Source organism: Streptomyces sp. NPDC052012 (assembly GCF_040689265.1).
Lineage (GTDB): Bacteria > Actinomycetota > Actinomycetes > Streptomycetales > Streptomycetaceae > Streptomyces.
Genome location: NZ_JBFAXA010000017.1, coordinates 70,584 through 89,287 on the forward strand (window position 1 = coordinate 70,584; position 18,704 = coordinate 89,287).

Here is an 18,704-nt window from a genome sequence, read left to right on the forward strand (position 1 = left end):
CCTCATCCAGAGGGCGCGGCGCGCGCTCGCGCCGCTCACTTCTTGATCCAGCCGCCGAGGGTGCGCCCGAGAGCGAGCCCCGGTGCCACGGTGATCGCGCTCACTCCCGCGACGACCCCGCCGGCGACGAGTGCCGTGCCGTCCCATCCGGTCAGCTTCTTGACGCCCTGGCGGACGCTCTCGCCGTGTTCTGCGGCGACCTGGTCGATGCCGAGCAGGTTGTTCGCCGCCTCCCCCGTCTCCATGCCCATGTGGCCTGCTCCGACCACGTCGCCCACCACGGGAACGGCTTCGGCCGCGTCCCACGCGGCGGACTTCAGGTCTCCCGCCTTGGCGTCGTTGGCGACGAGGACGATCCCGACCGCGATGCCGACGACCGGCGTGTACTTCAGCACCTTCTTGCCGCCGGCCTTCAGCAGTCCCTTGGTGCCGGTGCTGAGCAGTTCCTTGCCCTCGACGACCCCGGCCTCCTTGCCCGCGAGCAGCGCCTTCTTCGCGGCCTGCTCCTTCTTGGCCGCGGCGTCCAGCTCGCGTACCTCCTTCGCCGTCTCCTTGAGCGACTGGGAGCTGTGGAGTTCGTCGAGCTGGCCCCGGACGGCCTCGTCGACCGCCTTCTTTGCCATCCCCGACTCCACGGCCGCCTTTCGGCTGGGGTCGACGATGTCGGTGGTGAAGTGCGTCATCCCCTCCTTCTTCAGACGGTTGAGCTCGTTCACGTCGGACTGCGGATGGTGGAAGGTCTTCTTGGTGTGCGGCTTGGCCGCGGACTTCGGGGTCGCCTTTCCCGTCTCGACCACCACGGTGGGGTCCTTCTTCGGGTCGTAGTGGACGCGGCCCTTCGGGTCGGTGCGCATCAGGCGCATCTTTCCCTGGGAGATCACGTGGTCCTTCTGCACGTTCTTGCCGATCAGATGGCGGTCGACGAGCTTCTTTCCGTACTGGACCACGTCGTTGATCTTGTGCCGGATCTTCTTGCTCGCCATGCCGTCCGGATCCGTGTGGCCCACCGGGTCGCCGCGGCCGTAGGTATAGGGACCGAGTCCGTCGGTGAGCCCGGCCGGATCGCAGCTCGTCCACCGCCCCAGCCAGGACGCGTAGTGCCGAGCCCCGCAGTAGGTGAGGCCCGACTCCTCGTCACGTTCCCGGCCGGCGAATCGGTAGCGCTTCGGTGCCTCGATACCGGCGCCGACCGCCTGGTAGGCCGTGGTGCCGTAGGGGTGGTACTCCTCGTACGAGATCACTCGCGCGCGTTCGTCCAGTTCGACCGCCGACGAGTCCAGGTGGTCGGCCAGCTGGTAGCGCACCAGCTGGGCCGGAGCGCGGTCCGTGCCGATGGTGCGGGTCTCTACCAGGGCGACGCGCTGGGTGTCGTCCATGATGTGGAGGGTCTCGCGTTCGAGGGTGACCGTCGTCCCATCGGGGCCGTACTCCCGGTAGATCTCCGTGTCCTCGAGGTAGATCCGCTCCTTAGTCCGTACCGGGGTCGCGCCCTCGGCCGCGAAGCCCTCGGTGACCTTGCGGGTGCGGCGGCCGGTGGCGTCGTACACGTAGTAGGTCGTCTCGGGTGTCCCCTGGTTGGTGAACTGGGTCGCCACGGCCGCGAGTTGGTCGTGGTGGTTCCAGCGCGCCACGGACAGGTGCGGCATCCGGGTCATGTTGCCGTGCGCGTCGTGGGTGAATTCCTCGACGGTCGCCCCGGTGGTCGTCGAGGCGAGGCGGTTGGTGCCCGGCTCGTAGAGATAGTCGCGCGTCCATCCGGACTGGCCGGCTGCTTCCGGTACCGAGTGCCGGACCGAGCTGAGATTGCCGACCGGGTCGTAGTGGAAGCGCTGGCGGTAGGCGCCCAGGGCGGAGCCGTCACCTGGGTGGATCACACCCGTACGGGAGGCGTCCTTCCAGTCGGTGGGGACGGGCGCGTCGAGCTGTCCTCCGGTCTGGCCCAGGTGCTCCCTGCCGGTCCCCTCGACGAGGCGGTACACCGCGTCGTACACGAAGGCGCGCGAGGGCGCGATGCGCTGGTTGCGGAAGAAGACGGTCTGCTGGGCGTCGTCGCGGATGTGCGTGATGTTGCCGACCGGGTCGTAGGTGTAGGTCAGGTTCGGGATTCCGCACGGCACGGCTCCCGGCTGCGGGCAGTCGTCGGGAAAGCCGGTGCCGCGGGTGGTGCGCGAGGTGGCCAGCCGGAACGTCAGCGGGTCATAGGTGTGGGCGGTGCGCACGCCGTTGCCGAGCGCGATGTGCGTGCGGCGGCCCTTGGCGTCGTAGCCGATGTCTGTCACGAAGGCCGTCGCTTCGGCGCCCCGCACCCCGCCCGTCACCGACCGCAGCAGTCCGCCGTCGTCGTACTCGAAGGTGAGCCGCGAGCCGTCGGGGAGGACGCGGCTGAGGGGGCGGCCGAGCGCGTCGTGCCGGGTCGAGGTGGACAGCGCGGGCCCGTCCAGTTGCGGGGGCAGCGACCAGTCGGGCGGGTCGCGGTACGCGGCGGCCGTCCGGAACTCGCTGTGCTCGGGGCGGCCGCCGAGGTCGTAGCGGAGGGTGGTGGTGAGCCCGGATCCGTCGAACGACTCGAAGAGCCGACCGCGCAGATTGCCCTCGGCCGCCGCTGCCGCGCCTCCTGGATGGCCGGGGTCGTCGCCGTACGTGGAGCGTCCGATCCGGATCTCGGCGGCCTGTCCCGCCCGGCGGAGAAAGGTCCCGACGGGGCGGCGCAGCAGGTCGTACTCGGTCCGCGTGTCGTCGTGCCGGCTGTTCCAGGCGCGCAGTGGCAGCTCGTCGACGCCGAGGAGGGTCCAGCGGTCGCCCGAGTCCACGTGCCGTTCGTGGACGCGGTGCCCGAGCAGGTCGTACGCGTAGACGCAGGCCTGCCGGCCGAGTTGGTCGTGGACGGCGCGTTCGTTGCCCTCGATGTCCCGGTCCACACGCAGCGGATGCTGTTCGGTCGTCGAAGTCCCTTCCAGCAGGGCGCGGTTGACGGCGATGGTGAGGAACGGACGCCCCAGCGCGTCGAAGAACGCCGTGGTCGGGGTGTCCGCGTACACCTCGGCCTGGCGGGCCGCCTCGTGTGCGGGTCCGGGCGGTTCGGCCAGCCGGGCGGCACGCCAGGTGGGCAGGTAGGTGTGTGCCGGCAGCCGCGCGAAGTGAGGGCCCACATGGGGGTCGGCGGACGGGTCGTCGACCATGGAGGTGTCACCGGCGTCCCACGTGGTCTGTCCCCACGGCGTGAACGCGATCTTCTGCCAGGTGTGGTCGGGATGGAGGGTGGCGACGACGCGGCCGAGCGGGTCGCGGCAGATGACCGGGCTGACGCCGTGCGCGAAGTCGGTCTCGAACTCCGGCGTGTCGCTGAAGAACGGCTCGAACTGCCGTACCGGACGGCCCTTGTTGTCGAAGACGGTCCAGCCGCTGCTCACCCAGCGGGGCGTCCCGTCGGCCCCGGGTGCCGCCTGGTGCTTGCGCATGATCTCGCGGCCGAAGCCGTCGGAGTAGGTGAGCGATGCCTGGACGCGTGGCAGTGGGACGGCGTCCGGTCCCCGGCTGTGCCGTTCGCGTGCCAGGGTGAGCACAGCCACGGGCGGACCCGTCGCGGGTGGGTCTGCTCCGTGTTCGAGCGCGGCCCGGCGGTAGGCGTCGACGTCGTACACCAGCCGGGTGGTGGCCTGGCCGAGGATGTCCAGCGGCGCGTCGGCGGGGTGCCTGAGGTGGCGCTCGGTCACGTCGTCCGGAAGGTCGGGTTCGAAACCGTCGAGTGTGTCCCCTTCCTGCTCGTCGTCCCCGGCACTGTCGATCTTGCCCATGGTCGCGGTGCCGACGACCACGCCGAGGACGTCGAAGGCCACCGCGTCGCGGTTGCCGTTGGTGTCGGTGACCAGGGCGGGCGCGAGTACCCGGTAGTCGTTGCGCCATACCACGCCGTCGGGGCGCCGCTCGCCCACCGTGGTGCGGTTGCCGAGCGCGTCGACGGTTTCGCGGACCAGCAGGTCGTCGGGGTCGTAGGCGACGGTGGTCACCGAGCCGAAGGGGTCACGGAACCGCCGGGGGACGAAGAAGTGCCGCCGCGCCTCGGCCAGTTCATCCTCGTCCTCAATGGTCGCGTAGCTGATGGTCCCCGAGGGCTCCCACCACAGACCCGGCGGGTCCGTGGCGGGGAATCCGCCGGGTCCCCCCAGCGCGGCGGTGTCGCGGTAGCCTGCCGCGGTCAGGACGGCTGCCGGGTCACTCAGCAGCGGATCTCCGTCCCGCCGGTAGACGGCGGCCAGGACGTCGGGGGTGAGGGCCAGCCGGTAGTGCTCGTGGGGCAGGGCGAGCGCGCCGGTGCGTCCGAGGGGTTCGGGCCCGGACAGATCGTCGCGGCGGAACAGGGTGCGGTGGTGTTCGACCAGACGCCGGTGCGGGCCCGCGGCAGCGCCCTCGCCGTCGACGTCGGTGTAGGGCAGATCGGCGTGCCCGTCCGCCAGCGCGGCGACGGCACGGGCGAGGGTGTCCGGTTCGACGAGGGGCGCTGCGGAGTCGGGAGCGGGAAGGTCGAACCCGTGCAGCTGGTAGGTGCGTGCTTCGCACAGCAGCGGCGTACGCCAGGTGCCGGCGGTGTCGATGGGCGCGGTGTAGGCGTTCTCGGTGATCTGGACGTGCCCGAGCCGCTGCGCCGCGTGGTCGGCGTCGGTGAGGCGGGGGTCGGCGTCACGGTGCCGTCGCCCGTACGCGATCGACGCGGACCGCAGCGTGTTCCCGAACGGGTCGACGGCCAGGACGAGTTCGTGCATGATGCGTGGATCGGCGACGGTGGATCCGTCCAGCTGGTGGACGGTCCGCTCGTAGTGCAAGGTGACCGTCTCGCGCGTGTGCCTCATGAACACCGCGTCCGAGTTCGGTCCGGACGGCTGGACCACCTCGATGCCGTAGCTGTGTTCTTCGACGGAGTACGGCCGTGGGGCCGCGTCGGTGCCGTCCTCAGCGTAGACCTCCTGCCGCAGCACTGCGCCTCGCATGGCCCGCTGGACCTCGCGCGCTTCGTCCGGGCTGAGCCGCCAGGGGGTCGTCGTACCGTCGGCCGCTCGGTGCCGCGGTGGTGGTGGCTGGTCGGGGCGCAGCAGGTCCGGTCCGTCAAAGGCGCCCTCACGGTAGTACTCGTCGGCCAGCGCGAGGGAGATGTCGCCTGCGTCGGTGAAGGCGCCGGTGTGGTACCAGGTCGTGACACGGACCGGCGGCGAGTGCGAGGCGGCGGCCAGGTTCACCGGATCGGGCAGGGACGCGGGCGGATCCGTGCTGTCGGTCAGCGCGGCGAACTGCGCGGTGTCCCACTGGTCGACGCGTGCGAAGCCGCGGAATTCGCGTTCCGCACTGTCGAAGTAACCGTGGTGGTAGGCATAACGCGTCGTGAAGCGGTTGCAGCTGACGTGGTCGACCGTGTCGACGCGGTCGACGACATGCACGGGGAAGGGCAGCCGTGTCACCCAAGGCCGTCCCGCGGCCTCGTCGGCGAGCCGGAACGCGGTGGACGTGGAGTAGCCGATCACGGTCTCCGCGCCGAGGTTGTTGCGAATGCCGGTGAGCAGGTGGGGTTTGCCGCGGGGCATGAGCTCCAGATAGCGCACCGACGTGCGCGCCTCGGTGGGCAAGGAGGACGCCCACACGAGGCAGGGCGTCCCGGTGCCCAACAGGTCCACGGTGGTGGGGTGTTCCCTGGTCGGGAAGTCCGGCAGGACCACGGGCACCGCCGAGTCCCAGCGGTTGCCGGACTGGTTGACGTACACACGCAGGCCGGAGGCGCCCAGGTAGAGCAGGTCGTGCGGGCCGGCGCCGTCGAGATCGGCGAGCAGCACGCGGCGCGGGTCGAAGAGGTCCGGTGTGTCGAGGAGCGGAGGGTCGTCCATGCGGACCGCCGCGCCGAAGCGGCCGTAGCCCAGATTGGGCCAGTAGCACACCTCGTCGTGGCGTACCCGCACGAGGTCGGGCAGCCCGTCCCCGGACATGTCCGCCAGGAAGACCGCGTGCTCGGTGTCGGCGGCGACCGGCGCAGGCCCCTGGCCGTCACGGGACCCGGCCGGGACCCGCCTCGCCGGACCGAAGCCGCTCTCCCCCATCGACGGGTACCAGGTCAGGGCGTCGCCCTCGCTGATCAGCAGGTCGGCACGGCCGTCACCGACGAGGTCCGTGAAGCGCAGGCTCCCGTCGCTCCAGGACACGTTGGGAAGGTGCTCGAACACCCGGAAGGGCGCCCAGCCGTGCCGGTCCGTGCGTTTGAGGAAGCCGGGCGTGCTTGCCGCGAACGCGACAAGGTCGAGGCGGCCGTCACCGGCGAGGTCGAGGAGTTGGCCGCCCTCGTCCGGCTGCGCGACCGTGGGAACCGTGGCCTGCAGCCGGGGGGCGCCGATCTCGCCACCGCCGCGATTGGCGGCATAGCGCCAGCCCTCCGCGGTGGTGGTGAGGACACCGGGGATTCCCTCTCCGTCCAGGTCCACCCAGTGGGCGGCCGAGCCCTCGGCGCCGACCGCCAGCCCCGCGACCGGCCCGTCGAGCGTGCGTACCTCGCTGGACTCGCCCAACGACGCCGCGCTGTAGTCGAGTTCGAGTGGCGGCAGGGAACGACTCGTCAGGCCGCCGCCGGTCCGCCGGTAGCCGCGGGGCGTGGCCGACACCAGCAGCGACGCGACCGGGTTCTCGTCGTAGGCCAGGTCCAGCGAGCGCACCAGGCACGCGCGGCCGGCGGAGGGCTCGTCGGGGAAGTGGTGGAAGACCAGGAAACGCCGGCACAGCCGATAGGTGCGCACCTCGAATCCGGGGCGGTGCGTGGAGAAGGGGTCGCGACGGCACGTCCATGCGGCGCCGGCCGGTGTGGGCTCGTCCGGGTCGTGGTCGCCGTAGTCGAGCACGACCTCGAACATCCACGGGTCGGGTCCGGGCGGAGTCCCGGCCGGACCGCTGGTGCGGTTGCCGTACAGGACGCGTTTGAGGAAGCGCTGCGTGCCGCGGGTCTCGGAGGTGCGATGGCGCTCGTGTGCGGCGAGCGCGTCGATGCCGGTGTCGTCCTCCCGTGCGTACCGGTACCGGATGACGTTGCCCTTGTCGTCGCGCGACTCACTGATGAGCCAGGCGAAGACACGGGGTGCACCGGGCGGCGCGGAGGGGTCGTGGACGCGGGATTCGTCGTCGGCTCCGTACAGGGTGATGACGTTGTCACCGCTGATCGAGCGCCAGTGCGTGGTGGCGTCGTCCTCGTCCGTCCATCGCTCGATGCGGGCGAACGTCCCTTCCACCCGGGGCCGGTAGCGCCGCACCTCGTAGGTGCGGCCGTCCTCGACCTGGGCGGGCAGCGTCTGCCGGTGCCACTGCCCGTCGGCGCCCTCTTCGAGCACCGGCACGAGGTCCTCGGACCCCGACAGCAGGAACGTGTCCGACTCCTCGCTGTCGAGGTAGCGCGGCAGGCCCTTGTCGGTCTTGCGGGTCACCGTGGGCAGACCCAGGCTCCAGCCCAGTCCGAACGGCCCGTTGCCCGCGCCCGAGTCATAGCTCAACGTCAACGACGGGCCGAAACCGGAACGGCCTTGCGGAGCCGGCACGGGGATCTGCAGACCGGCTGTCCCCGTCGCCGGAGCGACCCCGAACGTCTCCCCGATGCCTCGCAGCGCGCCTCCGCCCTTGGGCAGCGACACCGAGGGCGCTGTGGCCGGCCGGCGATCACCTTCGTCGGGCGCCGGGTCTCGTGGTGCTGCTGTCGGCTCCATCGCGCCTCCTCGCCCCTGCGGGCCATAGGCACCATTACAACCCGGGCCGGGTTGCGGAACCGGGACGCAGCCACCGGGAATCACCTGATCGGCCGCGCCGCCCCGGCTGTGCCACAGCGCCTCAGCCAGGCCCGGGCTGTGTGTCGCGGTGTGCGCAGGCGGCCCCGTACAGCACCCGCCCGGCCTCCACCCGTATGGGTGCGCTGAACGGGCGGCGTGACGTACGGCATGTGGACGCTAGTGACGAAGCCCGCTTTTACGAGGCTCATGTCCCCAGCCGCAGCGAAGGTGACCCATGAACGCCGACCCATCGGGATCCTCCCGGCGAACCCGGAAGACCGCTGCCCGCGGTGCCACCGCCAAGAAGACCGCCAAGAAGGCCACCCCCGCCAAACGGCAGCCCGCCCGCAAGACGACCGCCTCCGGCAACGGGAAGGGCAGCGGCGAGCACCGGTCCGGTCCCGTCGCCGGAACCACGCTGGTGGACGGCGCGACCTTCCGCGCCAAGGCCCTCCACTACGCCGAGGTGGACGGGCTCGCGATGTTCGAGGGCGACATCGTGCTCGGCACGGTCGACGAGCTGACACAGGAGTCCGACGCGGGGCCGGTGCTCTCCGCCGTCGGGATCCCGGCGATCGAACAGGGCCGGCAGCGTCGCTGGCCCGACGCCACGGTGCCCTTCGAGATCGACCCCGGTCTGCCCGACCCGCAGCGCGTGACGGACGCCATCGCCCACTGGCAGTCCCACACCCGCATCCGGTTCGTCGAACGCACCGCTGCCAACGCGGCCCAGTTCCCGGACTTCGTACGGTTTGTGCCGGGCAACGGATGCACGTCCCACGTGGGCCGGCGCGGCGGCATGCAGAAGATCACGCTGGGCCCCAACTGCTCCACCGGCAACGCCATCCACGAGATCGGTCACACAGTGGGGCTGTGGCACGAGCAGAGCCGCGAGGACCGGGACCAGCACGTCACGATCGTGTTCGCGAACGTCCAGCCGGACATGCAGCACAACTTCCTGCAGCACATCGCGGACGGCGACGACCTCGGGCCGTACGACTTCGGCTCGATCATGCACTACCCGGCCACAGCCTTCGCGATCGACCCGAACCAGCCGACGATCGTCCCCCGGGCGCCGCTGCCTCCCGGTGTGACCATGGGGCAGCGGTCGGGGCTCTCCCAGGGCGACATCGACGGGGTGCACATGATGTATCCGGCCCCGCAGCCGCCCACGTTCAAGGAGATCTCCAAGGACCCCGTCTCCGACACGACCGTCAAGGAACTGTCCAAGGACCCGGTGTTCGAGGGGCCCCCCAAGAATCCTGGGCTCGAGCCCATGAGCCCGCCTGCGCTGATCAGTCCGTTCGTGCTGGCCACACCCCATCAGTCACCGGCGATGACCGGTCAGACGGACGGAGTGGCCGAGCAGCTGCGCCAGTTGGGCCAGATGGTCGCCTCACTGCAGCAGGGGCTGTCCGCCGTGCAGGCCGGCTACAACCTCCTGCTCGCCCAGGCCGGCACCCAGCCCGGTGCCGCCGGACGGCCCCGATGATCCTGGTCGTGTCCCACGACGAGGACCACACCCGCGCAGTTCTGCGCCGGCTGGAGGCGGCCGGACGCGAGGTGGTCCGCCTCGACCTGGCCGACTTCCCCGCCCGCGGCGACGTCACGCTCGACTACGCCGCGGACGGGGAACCGGTCTACACGGTCCGCACACCGACGGCCCACGCCCGCCTGGAGCGCTGCCGAGCCGCTTGGTGGCGGCGCGTGCGCCCGTTCACCGTCGACCGCAGGCTGGGCACCTTCCGTGATCAGAACTTCGCGATCAGCGAGACCGGTGAGGCGCTGCACGGCCTGTTCCACTCACTCGACTGCGCGTGGGTCAATCCGCCCGCGCTGGACGCGATCGCTCACCACAAGCCCTACCAGTGGCACGTGGCACGCCGCACGGGGCTCGCCCTGCCCCGGACCCTGGTCACCAACCAGGCGGAGCAGGCCCGCCGTTTCATCCGCGAGATCGGCGTCGGCCGAACCGTCTTCAAGGCCTTCGTCGCCTCGGTCGAGGCCTGGCGCGAGACCCGGCTCGTACGGGACGAGGAACTGACGGTCCTGGACGCCGTACGCTACGCGCCTGTCATCTTCCAGGAGTACGTGCCGGGGAGGGATCTGCGGGTGACCATCGTGGGCGACCGTGTCTTCGCCGCGGAGATCGACGCCTCGCAGACCGGATATCCGGTGGACATGCGCATGGTCGTCGACGAGGCACGGGTGCGGCCGGTCGATCTGCCCGCGGCCGTCACCGACCGCCTCCTGCGTGTCATGCGGGCCCTCGGCCTGGTCTTCGGCGCCGTCGATCTGCGCCGGCGGGCCGACGGGGAGTACGTGTTCCTGGAGGTGAACCCGGCGGGCCAGTGGCTGTTCGTGGAGGAACGGACCGGACTGCCGATCACCGCGGAGGTGGCAGCCCTCCTGTCGCGTCTCGACGAAGGTGAGCCGGAAGCGGCCTTGACAGCCGGTTCACTCGCGGGAGGGGCGCCATGACGACCACCGTCACGGGTTTCGTGTCCCTGCCGTCCGACGCCCCGGCCGGAACCGCCGCCTCTCTCCTGGTCGAGGTCCGTGACGTATCCCTGGCCGACGCGCCGTCCACCGTCGTCGGTGCACAGGTCCAGACGGACGTGCCGCTCTCTCCGGGAGGCCGGGTTCCGTTCCGAGTGAACGTGCCCGAACTCGACTCGTCGGCCACGTACGGGCTGCGCGTGCACGTCGACCGCTCGGGGAGCGGCACGCTCGAGTCAGGCGACCTCATCAACACACAAGCCATACAGGTGCGGACGGAATCCATCGAAGGTCTCGAGGCGCCAGTCAATCTCGTGTGAGCCTGTGTTCCGCTTCGGGTCATGGGGTCGCCGCGTTCAGCGATGGTGGGTGCCGGTGGCCGCTGGCGCGTGCCTTGTCCTGCCGGACCGCCGGCATTGCCTACCGGCCCTGGACGGCCGTGTCTGACGCTTCCCCCCATGGCCGCATCAGCGAGCGTGCAAGGTGACAGACGCTCCATCAACCCCCTTTGTCAGAGCGAGTTGGCTCACCTGGCAAGAGTGGTCATCAAGGTGGTCTCGTCCACGCCGTTACGGCCGACGAGGCCGATGCGGTCGATAGGTTCGGTGAGCAGCCCCGGACAAGTGGGGCACCGTGGACGAGGCGGGTGGGGTGTCTGACGCCCGCCTCGTCTGCATCAGTCTGCTCAGACGCCGGATTGGGCGGCACCCTTTTCGACGAGCTGCATGACGGCCGCGAACGCAGCCTCGTCTCCTCCCCACGGGTCGGGCACGTCCCGGTCCCCGAGATACAGCCGCAGCTTGGCCCGGACGCGCTCGCTGGCCAAGCTGTGGAGTGACTCGAGGTTTCTGCGGTCCATGGCCAGCACCAGGTCGGCTGCGGGCGTTGGCGTTGCGCCAGCGGAGGTAGGCGTGCAAGGGCCCGGGTCTGCACGGTGTGGTTGGGGTGGGTTGGAGTTGGCGATGGTGAACTGCCTCAGCGGTCCGAAGTGGGCTTCGACGGGGTTCACCCACGAGGCGTAGGTCGGGGTGAAGCACAACTCGACCTTGTTCTTCTTCGCCCAGCCACGGATGTCGGCGCCTTTGCAGGTTGTCCAGGATCACGTAGATCGGGACGCCGTCGGGCCGTGCGGCGCGGATCGACTTCAGCGCGGCCAGTGTGTTCCCGGCGCCCTTCCTGCGGCGGTTGACGCCCCCAGAACCTCCTCGATCCGGTCCAGCTTCGCCTTGCGGTCCGGGTCGGGGGATTCCTTCCATGTCTTGGTGCGCTGGATTGCCCGCCGGTAACGCACCGAGTTGGTCCTGCCCCAGCGCACGATCTGCTGCAGCCGTTGGCCTTCCTGGTACGTCAGTCTGCGCAGACGGACAGGCTCAGCCACCGCGCCTCCAGCGGTCGGATCGGACGTCACCGCACATCCAACCGTCACGACCGCCACCCCGGCGAACCTATGCGGTCACAGCACTAAGGCTCGAACAGTACGGGGAGGCCCTGACTGTGTCCTGTGACGGGCCGCCGCGCATTTGCGAACCACGCGCCACGAGTGAAGACTGGTAGGTGCCCCTCATATGACCATTGCAGCCGGTTCGGGGGAAGGGACCCCGCTCCGCTCGTCCCTGCGCGCCAGATCTCCCTTCGCCGGCAGACAGCCGCCGCCGACGCTCGGTCGCCATGGTGGTGCGGATCGTCAGAAGCCGCCGCACAGGAGAGGGAGATAGACCGGCTGCCGCGGGGGCCCGGCACGTCCGCAGTGAGGTTGTCCATGAAACGCATTCTTCCGAGGTCGTCCCGAAGAACGCCGAAGATCGGTCGAGGAGGCCCGGTGGCGGGCACCGCGCTGCTTGACGGTCTGACGTTCAAAGCCAAAGGCGTCCAGTACGCCGACGTGGGCGGGATGGCGGTCGTCGAGGGCGACGTCGAGATCGGCGCGGTGGAGGATGTCGAGGCTGCCGCCGCTGCAGCGGCTCGTAGTCATGAACACGGGTCAGTATTCCCGGAGGCGGTGAAGATCACGGATGTGTCCTTCCGTTGGTTCGACGGGACCATCCCTTTCGAGATCGATCCAGCCCTTCCCGACCAGCAGCGAGTCTTGGATGCGATAGCACACTGGGAAAGCCGCACCGTCATCAAATTTGTCAAGCGGACCCCGGTGAACATGGCGCAGTTCCCGGATGTCGTGCGATTCGTTCCGGGCGATGACTGCCGTTCCCGTGTCGGACGAGTGGGGGGCGTTCAGAACATCCACCTGGCCGACGACTGCCCCACGTCCACGGTCCTTCACGAGATCGGTCACGCGGTCGGCCTCTGGCATGAGCACAGTCGAGAGGACCGCGATCAATTCATAAAACTCGATTTCTCGAACATCATTCCGGAAGATCAGCACAACTTCCTTCAGAACATCACCGACGGGGACGACGTCGGCGGGTACGACTACGCCTCGATCATGCACTACCCGACCTGGTTCCTGGCGCTCGACAGAGCGAAACCGACCTTCCAGGTACTCAAGCCGCTGCCTGCCGGTCTGGAGGTCGGAGAGGTTGAAGAACTGTCAGCGGGCGACATAAGCGCAGTCACGAAGATGTACAAGAATCCGGTCCTCGACAGCCTGGGCAAGGAGGGTTCCAAGGAACCTTCCACCGAGTCACCGCCGAACAAACCCCCACTGTCCGCGGAGCCCCAGGGTCCGGCCTCCAGCAGCCCCTTCATCCTGGCCACTTCCCACCGGTCCCAAACACTGCCCGTCGGACCCGATGACGTCGTCCAGGAGGTGCGCCGGCTCAATGAGGTGGTCGGGGCCCTGCAGCAGACCGTTTCCGCTGTAGCGGCGGACCACGAACGGCTTTTGGCCCGCCTCGGCGCCTTCAGCGTCGCCCCACCGCCACAATGATCCTCATAGTGTCCCACGACGAGGACCACACTCTCGCGGTCATGCGGAGCTTGGAGCCGACGGGGTGCGAGACCGTCCGAGTCGACTTCGCCGATTTCCCCGCCCGCGGCGAGATCTCCCTCGAGTACCCCGTGAACGGGCATCCGCACTACGGGATCACCACACCCACTGCCCACACCTCGCTGAATCAATGTCGCGTCGCCTGGTGGCGACGAGTGAGCCCCTTCACACTGGACGGGAGCCTCGGCACCTCCACAGACAGGGACTTCGCGGCCAGCGAGACGGGACAGGCGCTGGGCGGCCTGTTTCAATCTCTCGACTGCACGTGGGTCAACCCTCCCTCACTGGACGCGGTCGCCCAGCACAAGCCATACCAATGGGAGGTCGCGCGCCGGACCGGGCTGGCCCTGCCACGGACTCTGGTGACCAACCAGCCTGAACGAGCCCGCCGGTTCATCCAGGATGTGGGCCTCGGACGCACCGTCTTCAAGGCCTTCCTAGCGTTGCCCCATGCATGGCGAGAAACCAGGTTGGTCTCGCCCGACGACATGGCCTGTCTTGACACCGTCCGCCATGCGCCGGTGATCTTCCAGGAGTTCGTACCGGGCGCTGATCTACGGGTGACGATCGTGGGCGACCGTCTCTTCGCCGCCGAGATCGACGCCTCGTCCACCAGCTATCCCGTCGATATGAGGATGGTGGTAGGGGAGGCGCAAGTGCGGCCGGTGACTCTTCCCTCAGCGCTCACCGACACTCTTCTTCGACTCATGGACAGGCTTGGTCTCGTGTACGGTGCCGTCGACCTGCGTCGGCGGCCGGACGGACAGTATGTGTTCTTCGAGGTCAACCCAGCGGGACAATGGCTGTTCGTCGAGAAACTGACAGGTCTGCCGATCACGGCCGAGGTTGCCGGATTGCTCGCGCGGATCGACAAGGGATCAGACGCCCGCTCTTGAGCTCGCGAGTGGCGAAGCACACCGGGCGAGCCGACCGACGAGAACCGCCCTCCCTAGCGAGACCGGCAGCGGCTGGGCTGTGAGCCCTTGTGCGCTGCGCATCGACTACAGCTGGTTCCGCATTGACTGGGCGTATGGCAACACGCCCGGCAGCCCTAACCGGGTCGGTCTCCCGGGACGAGTAATCTCAGCACGATGTGATCGATGTACTCCTCATCGCCCCTGTCCGGGTGTACCGGGAGGCGACGCTCCACGCGCTCCGCTCCCACCCCACCCTCTCCCTCGTCGACAGCGGTGGCACCGCGGCGGAAGCAGTTTCGGACGCGCGCGCGGCACTTTCTACGCCCTTCTTCTCGTGGCCACGCAGGACTGGATCCACGACTGCGGCGGATACGTCGGACGTCCGCGTGGCCGCCGCCCTCACCTGGCCCGCCTCGTGGACGATCCCGTCCCCGACGAGCTGCGCACGACACTCGACGCTCTCGGCAACACGGCATAACCGGCGCGACAACACCCTCGAGTTGCACCGCTTTCAGCAGATCCTGGGCTACGACGCCCTGCAGACCGGCGCAGGGTTCCTGATCCCCACAGCGGTCGTGGTGGCAGGCTCGACGACGGCGGGCCAGTTCGTCACCCGGTTCGGGCTCAAGCGCACGCTGGTGGCTGCTCTTGCCATCGGTGCGCTCGGCGCTGTGCTGCTCGGCGTTGCCATCTCGCCGGACGGCTCGTACGTCGAACTGCTGCCAGGACTCATCGCGCTCAGCATCGGTGACGGCGTGGTGTTCACCACCATGTTCATCGCCGCCGCGACCGGAGTGGCAGACCGAGAACAAGGCATCGCCTCAGGTATCGCCTCCACCGGCTCCGGCGTCGGCGCCGCAGTCGGCCTCGCCGTCCTCGTCCTCGTAGCGACCGCCGGTCTGGACGACCTCACCGGCGAACGCCTACGCATCGCGACGGCAGACGGAATCAGCACCGCGCTGTTCATGGTGGCTGGCGGGATCGCCGGCACGCTTCTCGTCGCCGTGACCCGGTGCCCGACCCCTCCAGCACCGGAGCCGGCTCCAGTACCCCGCCAGTGGCGGCGCTGCTAAGACGCCGATTCCTTTGGCGTGTCGCCGGAACAGCGTCAATGGTCCCGCCGACGCAAGTCATATGCCCGCGGGCGGCGGTCGACGGTGGGCCGGTGACCGTGAATGCCTAGCGGCGATCATTTCGTGGCCGCCTCGGGTTGCACCTGGTGACAGCTCCCGCCGGTGTCGGCCCGGCCTGGCCGATGGTCTACCGGCGCTTCGCCCAGTGGTGCCGAGAGCGAGTTGGGCCCGGCTCTACCGCGTCATCCTCGACGAACTCTGCTTCAGAGGCGAATTGGACTGGTCCCGCTGAGCGATCGGCTTTGTCAGTCTCAGTCCACGCGACTCGGCCGACACCGCTGGGTCGTCGAGAGAACAGCCTCCTGGCTGGCCGGATAGCCGAAGGCTGCACCGCCGCTACGAACGCAATGCCGAACAGTTCCTGGCCCTCGTCGGCATCGCCGCAAGCCTCATCGGCTACCGCCGACTCATCAACTGAAACGACGTCCAAGACACCGTTTCGGTGATCTCGCCGTCAAGGATGGGGCAGGCGCACACGCCTGAGCGGGTCCAGGAGGATTTCTCAGCCGAGCAGCTCCGCGCTGGAGACCGGTTCGCGCCGCTGTTGCCCGTTGATGCGGTGTCGCTCGATGGACGAGCGCCGGTACACCTCCTGCCGCACCCGCTGGATCTCGCCGATCGGCCGGTGCTCCTCGCGGGATCGCCACGGTGTGATCGATGTGGTGTCGGCGGCCGCCAGGTTGTCGTCCCCGCTGATGTCCTGGCGCGGGAGGTCCACACGGGCGACCGTCACCCAGGGCGACAGCTCTTCGGGCCACTTGACGGAGGTGTTGTCCACCGGCATGCGGACCGGATCGGTGTTGAGCTGCACCTGGAGCTCGAAGGAGTGGTCCCGCTCCGCGGCCTCGGCGACCAGAGTGCGACGGAACGCCTCGTTGTCCGCGCGCACGTCCACGATCTGATGGGTGAGGGATGCCAGGGAATCGGCCGTCGGCACGGTACGGATCTTGGCGATGTGGTCGCCGTACCGGAAGGCGCCCATGCTGTTGTAGGTGTACGACAGCAGGTTCCTGCGCGGGACGGTGGTGAACGACAGCATGGCGAACAGTTCGTCCCACAGCCAGCTGTCGGCATCCGTGAGCGTGCCCCTGCGGGTCAGGAACTCTGCCATCCAGGTCTTGCGGCGGGCGGGATTGACCAGGGCCTCGGGCAGCTCGGCGAACAGCTCCTCGATGACCATGTAGTCGTAGGCGGTGTTCGCGAAGAAGACCTCGTTGTTGATCAGGTTGAGGTCGAAGGTACCGCTGTCCGGCTCGTCGTCCAGCAGTGAGTGGCCGGGGACCCCGAACAGCTTGATGCCCATCCCGCAGGCCGCGCCCAGCTGGTGGTCGGGGCGCTGGTGGCCGAGACCGTTGGAGTAGCGGACGACCGCGTCGTGCACGGTGGGCGTTGCGAAGATGCCCTGGCCGTAGAAGCCCGGGTTGTCACCGATCGTGACGGTGGCCTTGAGGAGGCCGTAGGTCTTTCCGTGGGCGGTGCGGACGGCGTGGCCGACGGCCTCACGCTCGACCGAGGCGCGGGTGCGCCGTGCCACTTGTGCGACCACTGCGTCCAACTCTTGCTGGTAAGAAGGGCGTTCGGCCGGGCGGTAAACCTCGTAGCGGACGGGATCCATGATGCTGCCTCTCTGGTGGTTCGCGTTTACCCCAGACACTAGCCAGCAATTAAATTGTGCACAACATAACTTCTTGTGATGAAGCGCACGCCGGGCAGTCGCAGCGACGCAGCGGAACCACGACCGCGGCGTCGACGCATGAGCCGCCTGGGACACGTGCCGGTGAGGCACTGCGCGTCCCCCCGGCCAAACGCGGCACGCCCCTCGAGGCGGTGCTGGCTGCCTTCCGCGGGTCCGAACGTCGGGCCCTGGCCCGTGTTCACCGTGCCGTGGGTGCCGCTCGGGCGGCATGGTGCGAGCCTCGTGCGCCGGGAGACGACCGGACGGACAGCTGAGCTGCGCGTGCCGGTCGTCGCACAGCGGGGGCCCGTTCCGCCGCGGGCTGCCGCTTAGCGAGCCGGGGGGGAGCCCTTGTGAGGGGTCGAATCCGAGTAGCTGGATTGTGTGTTGGCGGGTGGCTTTGGCAGACCGCCACTGCTGACTGGCCGGGTACGGCAGGTTCAGCCCCTCTGCCGGGGGGCCACCTGATAGTCGGTCCTGGCGCGGCCGGTGAGGTGGGGCGTTCCTCGAGGACGGGGTTGCAGAGGGCGCTCAGGAGCCCGGGCGCCCCGGGCCGGCATGGTCGTCATGGTGGACCGTTCCCCCGGAGCGCTGGAACTCCTCGGCGCCGGCGCTGAAAACCTGTCCAATAGCTGCCTGTCGGTCCGTCATCGGAGCGCTGCAGATGTCTCAGGCGGTATTCGTCGTCGGAATGTATTTCCGGGGTGCTCCCTTTGGACAAAGCCCTGCGTGGTGGGTGCGCAGAGGCCGACGTCCGACGAGCAGGTCACGTGGCCTGACTGCGGACGCGGCGGGGAGCCATGCAACGAGCAGGTCTTCACGCGCCCGGACACACCTGCGTCCCGGAGCACGGCCCGTGCAGAAGACACGCCACCGGCCTGCGCTCCCGCACGGCCCTACGTGAAAGTCAGCGCCGGCCCGCCTTACGGCGCCGCAGGGCCCGAGTGGTCGAGAACCTTCTTCACGACGTCCCGGTGGAAGCCACGCACATGCGCCTCCACGAGATCCCCGGCCGCCTCGGCGTCTCCGGCCGCGATGGCGTCGTAGATCGCGTGGTGCTCCGCCCGCAGCCGGGCGGCGACCTGGTCCCAGTCGTCGTCGAGCCTGTTGAACACCGTGAGCAGGGTGTGCCGCACCGCGTTGCGGACCGCGACCGTCATGTCGGCCATCAGCCGGTTGCCCCCGGCCTCGGCGATGGCGACATGGAAGTCCGTGTCGCAGTCGTTGAAGTGCTCCCGGGGCAGGTCCGGGTCGTCCATCCGGAGCAGTGGGTCGCGGATGCGGTCGAGCCCCTCGTCGGTGACGAGTCCGGCGGCCAGCCGGGCGCTGGCCCGCTCCAGCGTGGCGCGGGCCTCGACCACGTGATCCATGGGAAAGTTGGCCAGCGCTATGTGCAGCCGCAGCAACTGCGTGAGACCGGCGTCGGGCATCGCCGCGATCACCGTGCCGGAGGACGGTCCGGTCCCCACACGTGAGCGCAGCACTCCCTGGGCCTCGAGCACGCGCAGCGCCTCGCGCACCGCTGCCCGGCTCACGCCGAGCATGTCGACCAGCTCCCGCTCGGGCGGCAGCCGGTCACCGACCCGGAGATTGCCCGCGAGGATCTGCTCCTCGATCCGGGCCAGGACGAGCTCGAACGTGCGCGAGCGGGGCACCGGCTCCCAGGCCGCAGTCGTGTCAGCCATGGGAAGCCCTTTCCGCACATCGTCACGTCGTTGCCGAGTCCCTTTGATCATAGCTTGAGCCACCCACCCT

The 18,704-nt window shown here is 69.2% G+C and carries 10 protein-coding genes and 2 pseudogenes; 7 read left to right on the forward strand and 5 right to left on the reverse strand.

What is annotated here, in order from left to right; translation table 11 throughout:
- Positions 1-35 precede the first annotated feature (35 nt).
- Positions 36-7,721, reverse strand: a complete 7,686-nt coding sequence (locus AB0412_RS24505; RefSeq protein ID WP_366404717.1) for a SpvB/TcaC N-terminal domain-containing protein — start codon at positions 7,719-7,721, stop codon at positions 36-38.
- A 295-nt stretch (positions 7,722-8,016) separates the two neighbouring features.
- On the opposite strand from AB0412_RS24505, the gene legP reads away from it, so the two are divergent.
- From legP to AB0412_RS24520, 3 genes are read left to right on the forward strand one after another with little or no spacing between them, the layout of a single operon-like run.
- Positions 8,017-9,273: a Dot/Icm T4SS effector Zinc-dependent metalloprotease LegP gene (gene legP / locus AB0412_RS24510; protein ID WP_366404718.1), complete on the forward strand. Its 1,257-nt coding sequence runs from the start codon at positions 8,017-8,019 to the stop codon at positions 9,271-9,273.
- A gap of 8 nt (positions 9,274-9,281) precedes the next feature.
- Positions 9,282-10,262: an MvdC/MvdD family ATP grasp protein gene (locus AB0412_RS24515; RefSeq protein WP_366404719.1), complete on the forward strand. Its 981-nt coding sequence runs from the start codon at positions 9,282-9,284 to the stop codon at positions 10,260-10,262.
- Positions 10,259-10,600, forward strand: coding sequence for a YbaY family lipoprotein (locus AB0412_RS24520; protein WP_366404720.1), 342 nt, complete (start codon positions 10,259-10,261; stop codon positions 10,598-10,600). The genes AB0412_RS24515 and AB0412_RS24520 overlap by 4 nt, the downstream gene beginning before the upstream one ends.
- Positions 10,601-10,965: 365 nt before the next feature.
- Here the strand turns inward: AB0412_RS24520 and AB0412_RS24525 are convergent, their stop codons facing one another.
- Both AB0412_RS24525 and AB0412_RS24530 read right to left on the reverse strand, forming a co-directional pair.
- Entirely contained in the window at positions 10,966-11,139 is a 174-nt protein-coding gene (locus AB0412_RS24525; RefSeq protein WP_366404721.1) for a hypothetical protein, read from the reverse strand.
- Positions 11,140-11,158: 19 nt separating this feature from the next.
- A pseudogene (locus AB0412_RS24530) lies at positions 11,159-11,658 on the reverse strand (transposase); the annotation flags it as partial.
- A gap of 441 nt (positions 11,659-12,099) precedes the next feature.
- On the opposite strand from AB0412_RS24530, the gene AB0412_RS24535 reads away from it, so the two are divergent.
- From AB0412_RS24535 to AB0412_RS24550, 4 genes and pseudogenes are all read left to right on the forward strand, one after another.
- On the forward strand, positions 12,100-13,164 hold the full coding sequence (locus AB0412_RS24535; RefSeq protein ID WP_366404722.1) for a M12 family metallopeptidase: 1,065 nt from the start codon (positions 12,100-12,102) through the stop codon (positions 13,162-13,164).
- 8 nt (positions 13,165-13,172) lie between these two features.
- Positions 13,173-14,120: an MvdC/MvdD family ATP grasp protein gene (locus AB0412_RS24540; RefSeq protein ID WP_366404723.1), complete on the forward strand. Its 948-nt coding sequence runs from the start codon at positions 13,173-13,175 to the stop codon at positions 14,118-14,120.
- Between the two features lie 407 nt (positions 14,121-14,527).
- Positions 14,528-15,214 (forward strand): MFS transporter, encoded by a 687-nt coding sequence (locus tag AB0412_RS24545; RefSeq protein WP_366404724.1) that lies wholly within the window; start codon positions 14,528-14,530, stop codon positions 15,212-15,214.
- 38 nt (positions 15,215-15,252) lie between these two features.
- A pseudogene (locus AB0412_RS24550) lies at positions 15,253-15,692 on the forward strand (transposase).
- A gap of 84 nt (positions 15,693-15,776) precedes the next feature.
- Here AB0412_RS24550 and AB0412_RS24555 read toward each other — a convergent pair.
- Together AB0412_RS24555 and AB0412_RS24560 are read right to left on the reverse strand one after the other, a co-directional pair.
- Complete coding sequence (locus tag AB0412_RS24555; protein ID WP_366404725.1) at positions 15,777-16,808, reverse strand: catalase family protein; 1,032 nt, start codon at positions 16,806-16,808, stop codon at positions 15,777-15,779.
- A gap of 1,064 nt (positions 16,809-17,872) precedes the next feature.
- Positions 17,873-18,634, reverse strand: coding sequence for an FCD domain-containing protein (locus tag AB0412_RS24560; RefSeq protein WP_366404726.1), 762 nt, complete (start codon positions 18,632-18,634; stop codon positions 17,873-17,875).
- Positions 18,635-18,704: the final 70 nt, after the last annotated feature.